The organism is Shewanella sp. YLB-07 (genome assembly GCF_009377275.1).
The window spans coordinates 175,685-193,282 of the sequence record NZ_VOQB01000011.1 but is presented as its reverse complement, the minus strand read 5'-3'; the positions used below and the strand labels follow the sequence as shown (position 1 = coordinate 193,282).

At 44.4% G+C, this 17,598-nt stretch carries 19 protein-coding genes; 4 read left to right on the top strand and 15 right to left on the bottom strand.

What is annotated here, in order from left to right; genetic code table 11:
- Positions 1-19 precede the first annotated feature (19 nt).
- From parE to nudF, 5 genes are all read right to left on the bottom strand, one after another.
- Entirely contained in the window at positions 20-1,906 is a 1,887-nt protein-coding gene (parE, locus tag FS373_RS22215; protein WP_144044874.1) for a DNA topoisomerase IV subunit B, read from the bottom strand.
- Positions 1,907-1,961: 55 nt separating this feature from the next.
- Positions 1,962-2,534 carry a YqiA/YcfP family alpha/beta fold hydrolase gene (locus tag FS373_RS22210; protein ID WP_152830639.1) on the bottom strand — a complete coding sequence of 191 codons (573 nt, stop codon included), beginning with the start codon at positions 2,532-2,534 and terminating at the stop codon, positions 1,962-1,964.
- 208 nt (positions 2,535-2,742) lie between these two features.
- Positions 2,743-3,582 carry a 3',5'-cyclic-AMP phosphodiesterase gene (cpdA, locus tag FS373_RS22205; RefSeq protein WP_322619551.1) on the bottom strand — a complete coding sequence of 280 codons (840 nt, stop codon included), beginning with the start codon at positions 3,580-3,582 and terminating at the stop codon, positions 2,743-2,745.
- A 12-nt stretch (positions 3,583-3,594) separates the two neighbouring features.
- On the bottom strand, positions 3,595-4,041 hold the full coding sequence (locus FS373_RS22200) for a DUF1249 domain-containing protein (protein WP_144044872.1): 447 nt from the start codon (positions 4,039-4,041) through the stop codon (positions 3,595-3,597).
- 127 nt (positions 4,042-4,168) lie between these two features.
- Complete coding sequence (gene nudF, locus FS373_RS22195; RefSeq protein WP_152830637.1) at positions 4,169-4,771, bottom strand: ADP-ribose diphosphatase; 603 nt, start codon at positions 4,769-4,771, stop codon at positions 4,169-4,171.
- A 331-nt stretch (positions 4,772-5,102) separates the two neighbouring features.
- Here nudF and tolC point away from each other — a divergent pair, with 331 nt between their 5' ends.
- Positions 5,103-6,449 carry an outer membrane channel protein TolC gene (gene tolC / locus FS373_RS22190; protein ID WP_144044870.1) on the top strand — a complete coding sequence of 449 codons (1,347 nt, stop codon included), beginning with the start codon at positions 5,103-5,105 and terminating at the stop codon, positions 6,447-6,449.
- A 226-nt stretch (positions 6,450-6,675) separates the two neighbouring features.
- Here tolC and FS373_RS22185 read toward each other — a convergent pair whose 3' ends face one another.
- The 3 genes from FS373_RS22185 to FS373_RS22175 are packed head-to-tail and all read right to left on the bottom strand — an operon-like array spanning position 6,676 to position 8,911.
- Positions 6,676-7,425 (bottom strand): TIGR04219 family outer membrane beta-barrel protein, encoded by a 750-nt coding sequence (locus FS373_RS22185; protein ID WP_144044869.1) that lies wholly within the window; start codon positions 7,423-7,425, stop codon positions 6,676-6,678.
- Positions 7,426-7,432: 7 nt separating this feature from the next.
- Positions 7,433-8,404, bottom strand: a complete 972-nt coding sequence (locus FS373_RS22180; RefSeq protein ID WP_144044868.1) for a DUF2333 family protein — start codon at positions 8,402-8,404, stop codon at positions 7,433-7,435.
- Between the two features lie 30 nt (positions 8,405-8,434).
- The gene (locus tag FS373_RS22175; protein WP_144044867.1) at positions 8,435-8,911 is read right to left on the bottom strand and encodes a copper chaperone PCu(A)C; all 477 of its coding nucleotides are present in this window, start codon (positions 8,909-8,911) and stop codon (positions 8,435-8,437) included.
- Positions 8,912-8,942: 31 nt separating this feature from the next.
- Here FS373_RS22175 and FS373_RS22170 point away from each other — a divergent pair, with 31 nt between their 5' ends.
- Positions 8,943-9,680, top strand: coding sequence for an enoyl-CoA hydratase-related protein (locus FS373_RS22170; RefSeq protein ID WP_152830636.1), 738 nt, complete (start codon positions 8,943-8,945; stop codon positions 9,678-9,680).
- A gap of 108 nt (positions 9,681-9,788) precedes the next feature.
- On the opposite strand, the gene FS373_RS22165 is transcribed toward FS373_RS22170, so the two are convergent.
- The 4 genes from FS373_RS22165 to dusA all read right to left on the bottom strand — a co-directional run bounded on the left by FS373_RS22165 (position 9,789) and on the right by dusA (position 12,149).
- Positions 9,789-10,193 carry a hypothetical protein gene (locus FS373_RS22165; RefSeq protein ID WP_227993141.1) on the bottom strand — a complete coding sequence of 135 codons (405 nt, stop codon included), beginning with the start codon at positions 10,191-10,193 and terminating at the stop codon, positions 9,789-9,791.
- Entirely contained in the window at positions 10,190-10,408 is a 219-nt protein-coding gene (locus FS373_RS22160; protein ID WP_152830635.1) for a PspC domain-containing protein, read from the bottom strand. Before FS373_RS22160 ends, FS373_RS22165 begins: the two co-directional genes overlap by 4 nt.
- A 146-nt stretch (positions 10,409-10,554) precedes the next feature.
- Positions 10,555-10,854, bottom strand: coding sequence for a hypothetical protein (locus FS373_RS22155; RefSeq protein WP_144044864.1), 300 nt, complete (start codon positions 10,852-10,854; stop codon positions 10,555-10,557).
- Between the two features lie 284 nt (positions 10,855-11,138).
- Positions 11,139-12,149: a tRNA dihydrouridine(20/20a) synthase DusA gene (dusA, locus tag FS373_RS22150; protein ID WP_152830669.1), complete on the bottom strand. Its 1,011-nt coding sequence runs from the start codon at positions 12,147-12,149 to the stop codon at positions 11,139-11,141.
- Between the two features lie 107 nt (positions 12,150-12,256).
- Here dusA and FS373_RS22145 point away from each other — a divergent pair, with 107 nt between their 5' ends.
- Together FS373_RS22145 and FS373_RS22140 are read left to right on the top strand one after the other, a co-directional pair.
- Positions 12,257-13,336: a site-specific integrase gene (locus tag FS373_RS22145; protein WP_152830634.1), complete on the top strand. Its 1,080-nt coding sequence runs from the start codon at positions 12,257-12,259 to the stop codon at positions 13,334-13,336.
- Between the two features lie 421 nt (positions 13,337-13,757).
- Positions 13,758-14,642, top strand: coding sequence for a S1 family peptidase (locus FS373_RS22140; protein WP_152830633.1), 885 nt, complete (start codon positions 13,758-13,760; stop codon positions 14,640-14,642).
- A 592-nt stretch (positions 14,643-15,234) separates the two neighbouring features.
- Here FS373_RS22140 and FS373_RS32240 read toward each other — a convergent pair.
- From FS373_RS32240 to FS373_RS22125, 3 genes are read right to left on the bottom strand one after another with little or no spacing between them, the layout of a single operon-like run.
- A complete protein-coding gene (locus tag FS373_RS32240) occupies positions 15,235-16,686 on the bottom strand; it encodes a hypothetical protein (RefSeq protein ID WP_227993138.1) in 1,452 nt (483 codons plus the stop codon).
- On the bottom strand, positions 16,683-17,234 hold the full coding sequence (locus FS373_RS22130; protein ID WP_152830632.1) for a hypothetical protein: 552 nt from the start codon (positions 17,232-17,234) through the stop codon (positions 16,683-16,685). Before FS373_RS22130 ends, FS373_RS32240 begins: the two co-directional genes overlap by 4 nt.
- Positions 17,235-17,259: 25 nt before the next feature.
- Positions 17,260-17,550, bottom strand: coding sequence for a hypothetical protein (locus FS373_RS22125; RefSeq protein WP_152830631.1), 291 nt, complete (start codon positions 17,548-17,550; stop codon positions 17,260-17,262).
- Positions 17,551-17,598 lie beyond the last annotated feature (48 nt).

Sequence of the window (17,598 nt, the reverse complement as noted above, 5' to 3'; positions counted from 1 at the left end):
AATGACTGGAGGCATTTCACTAAATATCAGCAAGATCACCTTTAGATTCTAACCATATCTTACGATCACCAGAGCGTTTCTTGGCCAGTAACATATCCATAAGCGCTATGGTGTCTTCAACATCATCTATGGTCAACTGCACTAAACGACGTGTATTAGGGTCCATGGTGGTTTCTCGTAACTGAAGTGGATTCATCTCACCCAGCCCCTTGAATCGAGTCACCTGAACCTTACCTTTCTTCTTCTCGGCAGCAATACGATCCAGTATGCCTTGCTTTTCCGCTTCGTCTAACGCATAAAAAATCTCTTTGCCTACATCGATACGAAACAGAGGTGGCATAGCCACATAGATATGGCCCTTTTCGACTAAAATTTTGTAGTGCTTCATAAACAGAGCACATAACAAGGTCGCAATATGCAGTCCATCTGAATCGGCATCGGCTAAGATACAGATTTTTCCATACCTTAGTTCGGAAATATCACTGCAATCGGGATCACAGCCTATCGCGACCGAGATATCGTGTACTTCCTGAGACGCTAATACCTGACTGGCATCCACTTCCCAAGTATTAAGAATTTTACCTCGCAGAGGCATAATAGCTTGAAACTCTCGATCACGAGCCTGTTTCGCACTGCCTCCCGCCGAGTCTCCCTCCACCAGAAACAGCTCTCCACGCATAGGGTCTTGACCACTACAATCGGTCAACTTACCCGGCAGTGCCGGACCAGACGTCACCTTCTTACGGGCCACCTTCTTAGCCGACTTTAAGCGCTTATGAGCATTATTGATGCACATCTCCGCCAACGCCATAGCCTGCTCGGTATTCGTATTAAGCCAGAGGCTAAATGCATCTCTGACAATGCCTGAAACGAACGCTGCACTCTGACGACTGGAGAGTTTTTCCTTGGTCTGGCCGGAAAATTGCGGATCAAGTAACTTGATAGACAAGATAAAACTGCTGCGATCCCAGATATCCTCAGGGGTTAGTTTAACGCCTCTGGGCATCAGGTTACGAAATTCACAAAATTCACGCATTGACTCGAGCAGACCTTGCCTGAAGCCATTCACATGAGTACCACCTAAGGGAGTTGGAATAAGATTCACATAACTTTCGTTAAGATACTCTCCCCCTTCCGGTAACCAGGTAATTGCCCAATCTACCGCCTCATTATTACCTTGTAAACTGCCAATAAAGGGCTCTTCAGGCAGCATAAGCGCATCTTTAACCGAAGATTGTAGATAATCAGTTAAACCACTCTCATAGAACCACTCTTGAACTTCGTCCGTCTGCTTGTTAGTGAATTTAATCTTAAGGCCGGGACAGAGAACCGCCTTAGCTTTCAATAAATAAGTCAGCTTAGACACAGAAAAATTAGCTGAATCGAAATAGCTGGGGATGGGCCAGAAATGAACTCTGGTACCCGTGTTTCTGCGGCCACAAGTTCCGGTCTCCCGCAGCTCTTCGACCATATCACCATTCTCGAAGGCAATGTCATAGACAATACCACTACGTCTCACAGTAATTTCCACACGACTCGAGAGCGCATTCACCACTGAGATACCAACCCCGTGCAAACCGCCTGAAAATTGATAGTTATCGTTAGAGAACTTACCGCCCGCGTGCAGCTTAGTGAGAATAAGCTCTACTCCGGATATTCCCTCTTCAGGGTGAATATCCACCGGCATACCACGACCATCATCGATAACCTCTAACGAGTTATCCTTATGTAGGGTTATTTCAATTTTAGTTGCATGTCCCGCCAATGCTTCATCGACACTATTATCGATAACTTCTTGTCCCAAATGGTTTGGGCGCGTGGTGTCGGTATACATACCTGGACGGCGTTTAACGGGATCTAGCCCATTCAGGACTTCAATGGCATCAGAGGTATATTGATTTGTCATGGCACACACAATTTATAGTTATTAAGGCCATGTTGCGGCCCGATATGGTTACTTGTCAAGAAAACAGAAACTGGCAGATAGAGTGCATCTGCGTTTCATAGCCCACGAAGCTATGATCGCCACCGGATTGGATCAACAGCTGACAACAGTGATATTTCTGTACTGCTTGTCGATAATCCAGGACTTCATCGCCCGACTGTAATAGTACTAAAAATCGGTCGGGATTAAGAATAACGTCAGTATTAAAAGCGGCAACCTGATCTTTATGTTCAGGCAGAACTTGGTAATACTCCTCGATGTAAGGATTATACTGCTGCCCGATAAAGTCATCGAATAGCTCGAAAGGCGTCACAGCAGGATTAACCAACACCGCCCGCCCACCGTACTTCTCGGCTAAATAACTCGCAAAATATCCGCCAAGAGAAGAGCCTATGTAGGTAAGTGTCTCTCCATCCTCGAGTGCAGACTCCACCAGTCCCGACAGTAATTCCATCGCCTCTCTGGGAGTGGATGGTAATTGAGGCTGATGGAAGTTCAGATCGGGATAGTGTTCAGCGAAAAATTGCGCAGTTACAAGCCCTTTATCTGATAACGGTGAGCTATTGAACCCATGAATATAAAGCAGCATATTTCCTCACACACGGATCTTTCCCATCATCGAATAATCACTCTGAGGAGTGAGAGAGTAATTTTAATAAATGATTAATGAGATGCTAACACTTGCTTACGTTTCTACCAAGTGATTAGGCTTCAAAGAGAGGGAAAGCCGCAAATTTTTACGTTGAAACACCATTAGACTCTGGCATCAACTCCTAAACAAGTTGACGATTTTAGCTTTAATAGCCACTGACATTTCTATCGGGGGAGAATTTATCTCCCGGGACGCGATATACATTGGTTATCATGCTGCCATCGGCTTTAAGCTCCAACAGTCGATATCCGGGTTGTTGCGCGTCCAGCGCAAAATAAGACGATAAAGGCTTAAATTGAATGCAGGTTGAAGGCGTAGACATCAAGTGGATAATGCCATGCATACCTTGGTGCTCTATATCCAACTCTTGATGTACATGACCCCATAGCAAGCCTTTGACTTGTGGGATCTGAGCAACTTGCTCGATAAATTCACTGCCATTATCCATCCAATGTTGATCTAGCCAGCGGCACTTAACCAAAATGGGATTGTGATGCATCACTAGCAAGACGTGACGTTCGGGTTGATCGGCAACGGCGCTCTTGATTATCTCTATTTCACGGTCAGACATGTGTCCGCCAGGCTTTCCTCTCACTGTAGAGTCCAGCATGATAATTTGCCAGTTGCCAGCCAAGATTCGACGCTGACCGAATATCTTTGATCCCTGCATATGCAGACTCATAACACGAGGATCATCATGATTTCCGGGCAGATAATGGCAAGGCATATCGAGAGGGGTTATCGCTCGCACAAAATTGTGATATGACTCCCCCGAGTAATCTTGACTGATATCTCCAGTAGCCAACATAAGATCTGCCGGATAATCCACAGCCTTTATGGTATTAAGCACAGACTCCAGACTCTTAGCTGTATTAACACCTAAAAGTTGAGAATTTGGATCGGCAAACAGATGAGGATCGGTCACTTGCACGATTCTCACACTTGCCTTCTCTTCAATAGAATAAGAGATAGCCTCTTTTAACACTATAAATAGACCCTAAGATTCAGCCAAACAAACTACACTCGTGTGGTTATCAATTCTTAATAACTCTTCCAAAAAAGCATTCACTCGATACTTTTCGTCACGATGGTGCATACGTACATTTGGATAATCATATACCGGACTAAGCTGATAAATCTGTCGACTAGTTAACACTTCTGCTAATTTAGCATCATGATACACGCGAACAGTAATTTTAGGAGTATCGACAAAATCGGTTTTACCGACATTTCTTGAGATTTCGATCAATTGGGTATAGCGAGTATTTTCAAGTAAACGAACATCTAACAGCCCGTAATCACCGCCAACTTGCCAACTCGCGCCCTGCTCTGCACCATTGGGCAACCAACGAAGAATATGGAAATAATTACGTCCACACAGGGCGAGAAACCTATTAATATTCGGCTGATATCTCTTTGGGTTTAAGCTACTTGCACTACTCACTTGCCGATTCATCCTCAAGTTTACGCTAGGTTCTAGCAAATTCTGATAATTCAGCTCTAACCACTGCAGGCCAATAACCGTAGACGCATTGTTCAGCTGATACACTCATCATTTACGCAGTTTAGAATTACTTTCTCAATTTCTGATAGTTTAACTCTAACCACTGCAGGCCAATAACAGTAGACGCATTGTTAATTGTACCATCATTTACTAATTTAAAAGCTTGCTCTCGACTGAATACATGAACCTGGATATCTTCATTCTCATGCTCTAGCCCGTGTACTCCGTGTGCCTGACTCGCATCGATTTCAGCCCAGAAAAACTCGAATTGCTCACTGGTTCCACCAGGGCTAGCAAAATAACTGGAGATCTTCGACATCTGTTTAGCCTTCACTCCCGCTTCTTCGACCAACTCCCTGCGGGCAACGGCCTCGGCCGTCTCACCCTCTTCTATCATACCCGCCACTAACTCGAGCATCCAAGGGCTCTTGGTCTTGCCCAATACGGGAATACGTATCTGCTCGATCAATACCACTTCATCCGTCACAGGATCATAGGGCAATACTACAACGGCATCTCCGCGTTCGAAGACCTCTCTCTTAACTTCACCGCTCCAGCCCCCTTCGAACAACTTATGCTTGAACCGATACACATCCAACGAGAAAAACCCCTTAAACACAGTCTCTCTACCTAACAATACTACATCTTGTTGATCAAACTTCTGTTTCATCTCGCTCCCTCACCTGGATCAATCCAGTATCAAATCATCTTCAAAAGTGTATAAGAAACACACTAGACTAGAGTAAATTCTATTTAGATAGAAATAGCATAATAAAAATCAAAAACTGTTACACTTCTAAGTTGACTTGAAAACAGGTAATTTCTTAATATCTATGTCTTAATAGCTATTAATAATTGGCTAGCTGGCTCAGGCCATTAGTTTTGATGTATCGGGAAGCGTCGGGAAGCGCAAACCGCCTCGCTATTATGCGTGGTATCACTTAACTCTATAAAAGTTAAACGGCTCCTCCACTGGAGGATTTTGTCTAAAAGGACGACCAATGAAATTCAAGATCCGCACGATATGCGCAGCACTCACGCTGGCATTCAGCACTTCTGCTGTACAGGCCGACGATTTACTGCAGATATATCAACAAGCGCTAACCAGTGACCCTATCGCACTGCAGGCTCAGGCTCAACGTGACGCCCTGTATGAACAGATTGAAGAAAACCGTGCCCCATTATTGCCAACCATAAGTGCAAGTGTGGGATATGACAAGAGCTGGCGCAATGAAGATACAATGTCTAATACGGATGCAAGCGGCATAAATGCTGGCGTCACCTTGAATCAGGTTATCTATGATCACAGCGCCTGGGTAGGATTAAGCCTAGCCGAGTTAGCCGCCTCTCAAGCCGATGCAGCCTACGCGTCATCGCTGCAGACTCTGATTATCCGCGTAACCAGTGCCTACTTCGCGGTGTTATCGGCTAAAGATACCTTTGAGTTTCAGGGCTCGGAAAAGCGCGCGATTGAGCGTCAGCTCGAGCAGACAAAACAAAGGTTCGCCGTGGGTTTAACCGCTATCACAGACGTCCACGAAGCCCAGGCTCAGTATGACTTGGCCCGCGCGCAAGAGATCTTAGCCGAAAACGAACTGATCAATAGTTATGAGGCGCTGCGTGAGATAACAGGCATAGAACATAAGACCATCAATATCTTAGATACCGAGCGTTTCAGTGCCGTTAGCCCCTCACCAGCCAGAACGGCTGATTGGCTTAAGATGGCCGAAAGCAACAGTGTCGATCTACTGACAACACGTATTGGTAAAGATATCGCCCAAGAGACTATCAGTCTCTATAAAGCGGGTCATATGCCTACACTGAGTCTAAATGCGGGTTACACAACCAATATTCAGCAAGAAAACAGTAGTGAGAGTGAGAGTGTAAACGATTTTGACAACGGCACAGTAGGCCTGACCTTGAGCATACCTATTTTCGAAGGTTTCAAGGTCAGCTCTAAAGTCAATCAGGCGCAATATCAGTACGTAGAAGCAAGCGAGAAGATGGAACAGACTCACCGTAAGGTAGTCAAGGATGTTCGTAACAACTTCAATAACGTAGGCGCTTCAATCAGCTCAATCCGTGCCTATGAGCAATCAGTTATCTCATCAGAGAGTGCACTTAAAGCGACTCAGGCTGGTTTTGAAGTCGGTACTCGTACCATAGTCGACGTACTTAACCGTACGCGCGATCTATATGATTCTAAGCGAAAGCTGTCTGATGCCCGTTACGGTTACATCAACTCAATACTTGCACTTAAACAAGCTGCCGGTACCTTGAATGAAGATGATGTTATCGCCATCAATAATGGTTTGACTGCACAAGCGACACAAACAACGACTCAGTAACGAGTTCTTTAATGTGTAGCTAAGTTATCCGCTTTGGATAACTTAAGTAGAAACCGCCACTCTTAATCGATGGCGGTTTTTTTATGACTGATAAAAATCAACTTTATACCAAACAAGTTATCGGATCTTTCAGTCATATCTAGTGGCCATATAATTTCCCCAATAAAAAACCGCCGAATGGCGGTTCTTATATCAAGCTTGAAACAGTAAATTTAGCAGGCTAGATTTAGAAGACCAATTCGACACCGGCGAAGTAACCTTTAAATTGAGTGTTAGCCGTTACGCCATCGAAGTCGTTCACATCGAAGTTAAAGTCACGGTAACCCACACGCACCTTAGTATCCAGAGCCACGCCATCAAACTGCCAGCCTAGACCGACAGAGTAATCATAAACACTAGACTCATCAACACCTATCATAACATCGGCGAAGCCATACAGACCAAGGCCTGGAATGCCGACCTGTGCATCGGCATAAGCCATCACTATACCGCTATCTAGCTCAATTTCTGAATTTACACGGCCGCTTGTCGCTTTATCGTTAACACGGAAAGAGCCGTGCATCTTCTTATAGGCCGCACCAACATCTAAAGCAACCAGATCATTATCTAACAGCTCATAATAAAGAATAAAGTCTGTGTTACTTAGATCTGAGTTTGTATTGATATCGCCATTGTAAGTCTGACCACCAAACTCAAAGCCATCGGCAACACTACTACCACTCGCATCAAGTCGGTTCTCTCTGATTTTCACATTGGGTACCAAAGGGATCGGATGCTCTATGGCAACCCAAATGCTACCTTGAGAAGATGAGCTGTAGTTAAAATCTTGCTGTGGTTGACCATTCTCTGCAAAAGTACCACTGGTATCGGCCTTCCAGTAATCGCCACCGACCTTAAAGCCTATCAGTGATGCAGCCTGTGCAGAAGTGCCTACCAAGCTTGCCAAAAGTGCACATGCAACTAATGTTTTTTTCATTATCTAATTAACCTTTAATCAATAAATTTGTTAGATCAATCACCGCAGCATTTGCGCGGGAGATATAATTTGCCATCACCAAAGAGTGATTGGCGACTACGCCGAAACCCGAACCATTTAAGATTATCGGGCTCCAAACAGACTGTTGTGTCTCTTCCAGTTCACGTATGATTTGCTGCAAACTGACTTCGGCATTCTTTTTACGTAAGACATCGGCAAAATCAACTTCAATAGCCTTCATAAAGTTTAATAATGCCCAGGTAGCACCTCGAGTCTCATAAAACACATCGTCTATCTTCCACCAACTGGTCTTAATCTGTTGGCTAGCTTGCTTAGGTGTAGACTGAGAAGCCTCACTGTCGCCGGCTAAATCTGTGTTTAACCTATCTTGCCCTACACTGGCAGAGAGACGCTGAGACATGCTGCCTAAACGTTTCTGCACCTCTTTGAGCCACTCATTGAGATTATCCGCTCGAGCATAAAATTGCGCTTCTTGGTTGTTGGGATCTGATATTTTAGCGCGATAAAGTTTCAGTAATTTGATGGCATCTTTATATTCACCTTCGGCGCTAGGCACAAGCCAACTGGTATGCTCGATATTGAGCTTAGAGTGGGCGGCTAGCAGATCTTTATCAGCCATGGATTGAGACTGGGAACGACTGAACTCTTTACGCATGATTAATGCGAGATCCCGCGCCTGCTCCAAGGCACCAAACTCAAAGGCTGGCATATTGTCCATAAAAATTGAGGGAGGAGTCACATCGTTAGATAACCAGCCACCTCTCTTGTTAAGCAAGGTTTCCATCGTCATTATGAGTGACGTCGTCGTCGCATAGCCCACGACTCCAGACTCTTGTCCCGCACTAAACTGCTGCGGCTGAATCACATCCGGCGCGACGCTCCACCAAACACTGATGAAGTAGCCAATCAATATGATAAAAACCGCGATACCCGTCCACTTTTTCCATGTCATTTGCATTTGATACACTCCGTTGAATCCCACATTAAATTAATGATGATGGTGATGACCTTCCGATTTAGTCATGGCTTGCTTACTCACCATCAAGCTCACAGGAAGCTCTGAGCCATTATCGAACTTAAGGGTTAAATTGACTGACTTCCCCGAGACTAATGGCTGTTTCAAACCGAGCAACATAATGTGTTTACCCGACTCGCTCAAAGTTAACTGACCATGCTGGGGGATAGTGAAGCTTTCCACTTGGCGCATCTTTACCATACCGTCCTCTTCGATAACGGTATGTAACTGAGCCTCTTTGACAAAATCGGCCTCTACGGCAACAAGTTTTATCGAAGGACCATGATTTTCCAGGGTTAAATATGCCGCAGTATTTGGCACGCTAGGTGGCATAGCTCTCACCTGACCGTCGACAAGCATAACATTGGCCATGGCAGAGAAAGATGCCCCAAACAGCAGGACAAAGTTAAACATGTGTTTGAATATTTGCTTCAATGTCTTAAACTCCATTTAACCCCATTCGCTTAGAGGAGAAAACGCAATGAGTACAATTCAGGTTAAGGATGAACAAGGCGTAAGAATTATCACAATTAATCGCCCTGAAAAGCGTAATGCTCTCAGCCTTGAGATGTATACTAACCTCACAGAATACCTTATCCAAGGTGAGTCAGACAACGCAATTTACTGCTTTTTAATCAAAGGTCAACAGGACTGTTTTACTTCGGGTAATGATGTAGCAGACTTTTTAAAAAATAGTAACTTAGACAGTAAACACCCGGCCTTTAACTTTCTCTTTCATCTGTTAGATCTCAAAAAACCAATCGTTGCAGCAGTCACAGGGGCTGCAGTTGGTATAGGCACCACCTTACTACTGCATTGCGATCTGGTTTATGCCGATAACACTGCAAAGTTTCAGTTACCTTTTGTTAACTTAGCCCTAGTACCGGAAGCCGGAGCGAGTCTGCTGCTTCCTCAACTCGTTGGACCACAAAAAGCAGCCGAATTACTGTTACTCGGCGAAAGTTTCGATGCTCAAACGGCTAAAACACTCAATATTATCAATGATGTGATCCCTTCGGAGACCATTTTTGACTTTGCTTTAGCCCAGGCGATCAAACTCGCTAAGCAACCACCACTGGCACTTCAGGCATCTCGTGCATTGATGCGCTCAAATAAAGAGCTGGTACGTCAACAGATGAAAGATGAGCTAGCGCAGTTTTCTATAAGACTAAAGAGTGATGAAGCCAGAACTCGCTTCGAAGCATTTCTCAAAAAATAATTGGCTTAATCTAAAAGCCCAGCTGACTGGATAAGATCAGGGTCCTCGTGGACTCTGCATCTTGATAGAGAAGAGATATCAAACTCTGGAGAACTTTAAGTCGGTTCTTCAATCAAACTGACTCGACTTACCAACCCCCCATGCAGCCAATAGTAATAAGAGTACAGGCCAAAGCAGAGAGAAGCCGCTAACAACCATAATCAGAGCCGCAAGGATACATAATGCAGAGACCAAAGCTAAGACACTAAAAGCGACTGTCAGCCAGAGTAAAATAACCAGTAGCATCACAGAGGTGACAAGGACACTCCATAAGCTAACATCCATCCAAAAAAGTGGCTCTACATTCAAAAATTTACGAGAAACAAACTCAGATACTCCCCAAATCTCCAACGCCATAACCAGAGCAGCTATCACCAAGATGGCGGTACTTAGACCTAACAATATCGCTAGCGTTCGGCTTGCCTTACTCTTATTTACACGACTTTTATTTATATAGCTTTGCTGACGATTCAAGAGTTAGCTTCCCATTTAGGAAGTACTAAGGCGAGTACAAAATAGATCAAGAGTCCCATCGCCGGGTTCAGCAAGATCACTGCCGCCCACACCACTCGAGTCCATAAACAAGACCAGTTAAACTTATCGGCCATCATTGCAGCTACGCCACATACCAAGCTAGTCGGTCGCTTCATACGACGCATATATCTATCAGTTGAACTAAAGGCACTCATTCTCTTCTCCATTTAAATCTACTTGCCAGACTTACTTTAGTCTTGAACCTTGTGCCAGCTAAAACTGCAAACTAACAGAGCGCAAAAAGTAAAACTGAGTACTGGCATGAGTAGTAGAGTCACTATATCCGCTGTAAACCACATATTTAATCCTTAACCATAGCGCTAGTGATCACTGCCTTAGATTGCTGCTTAACTAACTCACTTGTCTTGCCACTGTCTTCTAGTTCAAACATGGCTTCTGAAAGCTGTGTTTGTAGTGAGAGGCTGAGCTCGCGTTGGGCGACTTGCATCATATCTTGCATTTGGGCACTGATGTTCTGCTCTATATTGCGAGTCAAATCAGTAAGAATAAGACCATCTGCATGGGCCCCCATACTCGCTCCCATCAATACTGCGACCACTAGAGATGCTTTTGCTATTTTGCTAACAGTTGAATTAAACATGATGTCTTCCTTTTCATTGGTGTCTTTCGACTTAAGTGATTTACAAATTAGATAATGCGAGCAGCGTGCCAACTTTGACAAAACAATTAAAGTAGCTAAATAACAATAACTTGGGAATGGATGTGTCAAATTGGCTCGAAAATGATATGAAAAGGTAAATAAGGTTTTAGTAATTTTAACCATGGGCTGGTTAAATTCACTAAGTGAGGGTATAGAGAACTGATTTATCTGCAGTGAGATCAAAAAAACCGCCAGTCTGGCGGTTTTTAAAAGCTAAATCGAGTCTAGCAATCCATTTTTTTTCTAGCCTGTTCAATCACTTCGATTCCAGCCCCTTGTTTATGAGCATTCTCACTAATATAGCGTCTCCAGGCTCTGGAGCCTGGCTCTCCTTGAAACATTCCTGTCATATGGCGAGTGATATGGTTTAACCTGCCACCGTCGACAAGGTGTTTCTCTATATAAGGAATAAATTTCTCTAAAACAGCATCTCGGCTCAACACAGGTTTATTGCTACCGCAAAGTAGCTGATCGACCTCGGCCAATATATAGGGGTTTTGATATGCTTCACGGCCCACCATGACTCCATCTATATGCAGCAGATGCTCCCGACATTCATCGAGTGTTTTAACCCCACCGTTGATGGAAATATGCAGCTTAGGATAATCCTGCTTCAGCCGATACACACGCTGGTAATCTAAGGGCGGGATTTCACGATTCTGTTTAGGACTTAATCCCTGTAACCAGGCCTTTCTGGCATGCACAATAAAAGTATCACAGCCCACATCACTGACAGTATCTACAAACTCAGTCAGAAACTCATAGCTATCCTGATCATCGATACCTATACGCGTCTTAACCGTCACAGGAATATCCACGACTTGCTTCATCGCGGTGACGCACTCGGCGACGACTTTAGGCTCGGCCATAAGGCAAGCGCCGAAGCGACCACTTTGAACCCGATCCGAAGGGCAACCCACATTTAAATTGATCTCATCATAACCGCGTTCTGCAGCCAGCTTAGCGCAAGTGGCCAAATCCTGAGGGTTTGAACCACCTAACTGCAATGCTAATGGGTTCTCTTCACTGTTATACGCTAGATAATCCCCTTTACCGTGAATAATCGCACCTGTGGTCACCATCTCGGTATATAACAAGAGTTCTGTAGACATGATCCGCGCCAGGTAACGATAATGCCGATCCGTCCAATCCAGCATAGGCGCGATGGAGAAGGTGCGATTGATTGCAGGGCTTGGTGTAGCTGGCTTTACGCCTGATATATATGATGTTGTCATTTGTCTCAATTGCTCTGAATTGCCTTCAATTTCTTTGGATTTCCTTGCAAGGTGATCCATATGGGATCCATAATGCAGTAGGACGATTCAATAACTTAGTGACTAACATGGCATCATTCACAATACAGAAACGACCAAAGGCAAATGGTGAATTAAGCTTTCGCTGCTTAATCAGAATTAAAAAGTCGAGCGCTATTATACATTCAGAGTCGAAAACATTCAGTAAAAAAGAAGTGGCTCGTACTTGGGCATTGGCGCGCGTTAACGAACTGCAAAAGTCTGATGCGTTAAACACGAGGAAAGTCATCTCATTAGGTGCACTGCTTAACCTGTATTTTGAAGAACCTGATTTATGGGCAGGTACGGGTCGCACAAAGCGCTACGTCATTAAGATGTTAATGGACTGCGACATTGCCAGAGTTGCCAGCAATTCACTGAAAACTAGTGATCTGATTGAGCACTGCAAGAACCGCCGCGCGGCAGGCACTGGGCCTGCAACCATCTATCACGATATCGCCTATCTACGCTCGGTAATGAAAAAAGCCCTACCTATTTGGGACGTCGATGCCAACTACCAGATTTTTGAAGATGCAGTGCCAGTCCTTATCGAAATGGGCCTAGTGGGTAAAAGCCAGAAACGCACCAGGCGACCTACCGAGGACGAACTCGACCGGCTTAAAGACGGCCTGAAAAAACGCATGGAGTACAGACCCAACGGTGACAAGCGGATCCCCTTTTTGGATATCTTGGATTTTAGTATTTTAACTTGCATGCGAATTGGCGAGGTTTGTAAGCTGCGCTGGGAAGATCTGCGCCATGATCACAAGACGATAATTGCCCGTGACCGTAAAGACCCGCGCAAGAAGACCGGTAATCATATGATAGTGCCACTGCTGGCAGGTTCGTTTGATATCGCTCTGCGCCAGCCGCAAACCGATGAGTTGATATTCCCCTACAACCCGAGATCAGTAACTGCAGGCTTTCAGCGAGTGCGTAACGAACTTGGCATTGATGATCTGCGTTATCATGATTTACGCCGTGAGGGTGCAAGCCGATTATTTGAAAAAGGTTACTCTATCGAAGAGGTGGCTCAAGTCACCGGCCACAGAAACCTAAACATTCTATGGCAAGTCTATACTCAGCTTTTCCCACACAAGCTGCATGATAAGTTTTTAGATGAAAATTGAGTTTAATATTGTAGTTTTTTTGGACGCGGTTCGAGCCGCCGCTCTCTACCAATTAAAACAAAGGCTAACCCTTTGTCACATCTAAATGGCGACAGCAGTTTTAGCTCTCACTACCAATGACCACAAGTTACTCTTACTTTTGTCGTAAATTTTCTGACTTCCAGTCAGAACAAAGAATCATCCCTTTTCGTATTAGAGCAAATTTCATGTGATTCCTGTTCAAATGTAGTTACTAAAATTTGCTAATGAGTCATTAGGTCAATAATGGCCAAATAAATTTATTTTGAGAAAATACGAGAATTTCGTCACAAAAAAATTACTAATAAATAGCTAAAATTGTTACAAATAGATTGCAATTTAGTTCGTTAAAGTCTGTGATTTTTTTATCAACATTATCTGTACTGCATCACTGGAGTTAAATTTGAGTAATAAGACAATTTCCCCTATTTCGCTTTTTTCCATTCGCCTTGAAATGATTAGAGGAGGCGAAGACATTGGAGTTGGTACTGGCTTTATATATTTTGATATAGAGTCAGACTCTCACTACCTAATTACTAATTATCACGTGTTAACGGCTAGATCACCGAGCAGGCCTAGCTTTCTCTTACCAGGTTATCCAGATTCTCCAGATGAAATACGCTGGAATGTATTAAATAAAAATATGGACAGTGTGATTTCTGGCAGCATAAACTTACTAGAAAGCAGTGGCATTGAATGGCTAGAGCACTCTAAGCGCAAAGAAGGGGTTGATATTGTAGCAATTAAGATTCATTTCCCTAGTGATGTGACAATCGTTTCTCAAGATAAGCTAGGTCTTATTGATGATATCGAATTAGAAGTTGGTTCTGATCTATTTATTGTCGGGTATCCACATGGAATTGCAGTCGAGGATATTTTCCCATTATGGAAAAAGGGAACAATAGCTAGCGAGCCCTTGATTAGGCCTAAAGGCTTGTCTCGCTTTTATATTGACGCAACAACAACACCAGGTATGTCCGGGTCACCTGTATTTGCAGTTGAGAATAGACAATTAGTAGATTTACAAGGGCAAGAAACTAATGCATTTAAGGGTTTTCAACAAGGAAAGGTATCAGCATTAGATGCAATAAATAATATTGATATATCAAAACTACAGCCAACTAACAAAAAACATTTCCAATTAGTTGGTATATATTCTGGCCGACTGGTTGATGGGAAAAAGGACCCAAGTATCGGCATTGTATGGACTAAGCAGCTCATTGAAGAGCTTTTCTCAAATCAAATACCCACAATGCATCCATACCCCCCACACAAATTAGGTGATTAACAAGGCCGTCACGCATATCTAATTACCGTACTATCTCTAATTAACCAACCTCAAGTTAGAGCTATTACCATAACTCATCTCCGTCCAAAAATGGGTTAACACTTTGGGGCTTCATGCCCCATAAGTATCTTTTCCATTCCAGTTTCAATTTGTATTAACTATCTGTTATTACTTATTTATAATTTTCATATCAGCTAGCTGACGTCTGAATGAAAGTCACGTAATCCAGACAAAACGCCGTATTTATATGAGCTTAGCTTCAGTGCTACCTGACATTGAACACTGCTAGAACTGAAAAACACTGAAATAAACTGCGATCCTTTCAGATCTTCGATCCTTGCAAAGCCCTTACAGCGGCGTGGGCTGGCGATATGAACTGTAGTAATCAAAAACTGCAAAAAAACGACGATAAAGAGTGCGCAGGAGGGTGAGGAAGAGTGCGGATTCCGTGACGGAAGGATTCTGTGGCCTGAATTGCGTGGCTGAAAGCCCTGTGCTCAATTCTGTGAGGCTTATCGATGATAGATGTTATGTCTATACTGCAGGCATTAAAAAGCCCTGAGAGATTCAGGGCAGATGGACAAAGGCTACGTTATTCTTTTGTGATGGGGTCGAGCCTCCCCTTCTGGCTACTTGCTTGTGATGCTTGGCTACTGAAGGCACTCGCCTGAACTGGTGGTTTGGTATTACCTAGTCCCGACTTGATGCCTGAATGAGTGTGGCTGGCACAGCTTGTGGCTAATGCTTTTACTGTGGCCATGAGCTCAGATAGCAATGTAAGGACATTCTCCCCTTCACTGCCTAGCCAAGTCTTAGGGCTGCGGTGGTCTTGCTCTACACTGGCGCTAACCTTCCGCGTTTGGCATTGTAGCTCTGCCAGCTTACCTATGATGTCGGTGAGCGACTCATCGGTTTTGTTTTCTAAGTTACCCTTATCATCTATGTGCTGATAAACCCCTTCACGCACTTGGTTGCGGGTTTCGCCCTCTTTGATGGCGGGTAAGTCCCAGCCGAAAGGCAGCACGCAGCGAATGAATGGCTTATCTGGCCTGCCATAGGCAAAGCCAATTTCAACTATCGAACCGATAGCCGGCGGTTCTAATCGGCCTGCTTTATTACCTGCACCTGGTAGTGGTAATGGTACGGCTTGAAGTGGTTTCGATTTGGTTGCTGTGCCGTTTTCGTCAAGCAGCTGCACGTCAACGGCATAGCGTGGGTAAAATGGATCACTACTGCGTTCGCCCTCTTCTGTCGGCAATTCTGGCAGTGCAATCACTTTGCCCCAAACAGGCAGATGATAATCAGCCGACAGCTCAGGGAATATATTAGTAATGCGACGCCTTTCGCTGCGTTCGTCGGCCTTGGTGGCTGTCCAAGTGATTGTCATGGTGTCGTCTGCAAACTCTACTTGCTTAACTCGCTTACCATTTACCATTGCACCTGGTCGCATGGCTGGCATCGCCATTAGCTGCCAACTATTACCAAACTGTTTTTTGCTGAACCCTTGGTTAATCTCTAATGGCTTTGACGGCCAGCGGCTGTTTTGGTAGCTGCCAACAAAGATTTGGCCATCAGGTTGTTGGTACCAAATACAGTCATCAATCCCAAACACACCGCTCAAGCAGGCGAGTAACTGATAGCCGGTGCCTTGGCTGGTAAAGTTCGGTACTTTGATATCAAGGTAAATTGCATTATCGGGGATCACAAAGCTTAAGCCTGTATCTTCGGCTAGCTGCTTAATTACCTGGCGGAATGTTGCGTGACGAATGTTTATCGGGCAATGCTCAGCTAATAGGCTAGATAACTCCCGGACCACAATACGGTTCATACCCATGCTGCTCGGCGTGGTTTTGGTGATATATCCGCTAAAGTAACGCTGTAGCTTATTGTTGTAACCAATATCAAAAGCAACAATTTGACCACGCTTTACCTCGCCTTCAACCTCAAATACGCCGCGGCCTGCCGATGACAACTCAAGCACTAAATGGTGATCCGTTATCGCGAGTACTTCGGTACCTACGGTTAAGCGTTTACTCAATTTCATGCGGGATCACCTATGATGTTGTCGACCCCCGTCAAAAACTTCTCCATCGATGACACTTCCACTTTCGGTGGTGCCTCAGTAATTGCAGCCGTGGGGATCACACTGGCAGTTTGCTCACTGCTCTGCTCGGTGCTGGCATCACTTTGCGGTTGGCGCTGCTCTGCCACTTCTGGAATACTTAAATACTCACGCAATTGAAAACTCACGTTCCACGCTAATAATGTGGGATGCTCTGGCGCTGTAATTTGGCCAAAAAACTTCACCTGCCTGATTTTAACTGCACGTGCTAACTTGGAACCAATACGCCTCACCAGACGGTTACCCATTTCGTCTTTAGCAATCACCAGCTCAAACAAACGAGATAATTGCGCCGCATCGGTAAACGGGATTAATCCCGTCACTTTAAGCTCTTTGGCCTTATCCCCTTGTTCACTGCTCGCGGTGCTTGAGGTTTGCCCCGACATATCTTGTTCAGCTAATTGCATCGACAGCTCAACTTTACAGCTCTTCAAATTAATTAGCTCACCGTCTAACGCAATTTGGCTCATAGCAATGCATCCTGATAAAGGTCAGTTATACAGCTACCAGAGGATAGCGCGACTTAATATTAGACATCTTGTCCAACCACAATTGCTTATAGCTATCGGCATCCGGATTTTCCGTGGCGAGTTCATACTGCCATTCGATATATAAAGGATCTGACTCTTTCGCATATGCCGCTTGACGCTTTACTGTTGATTGTGAAGATTCAAACTCCATCTGCTGCAGTGTTGATGATATCTGCTCATCATTCATGCCTAAACTGGCCATAAACTCAGGTGTTGTGTCGATGTGGGTTTCACCGCTAAAGATATAACTAAACATAACTCGCTCTCCTAAATGGCTCTAAAAATAGGGCCATTTTTAATATTA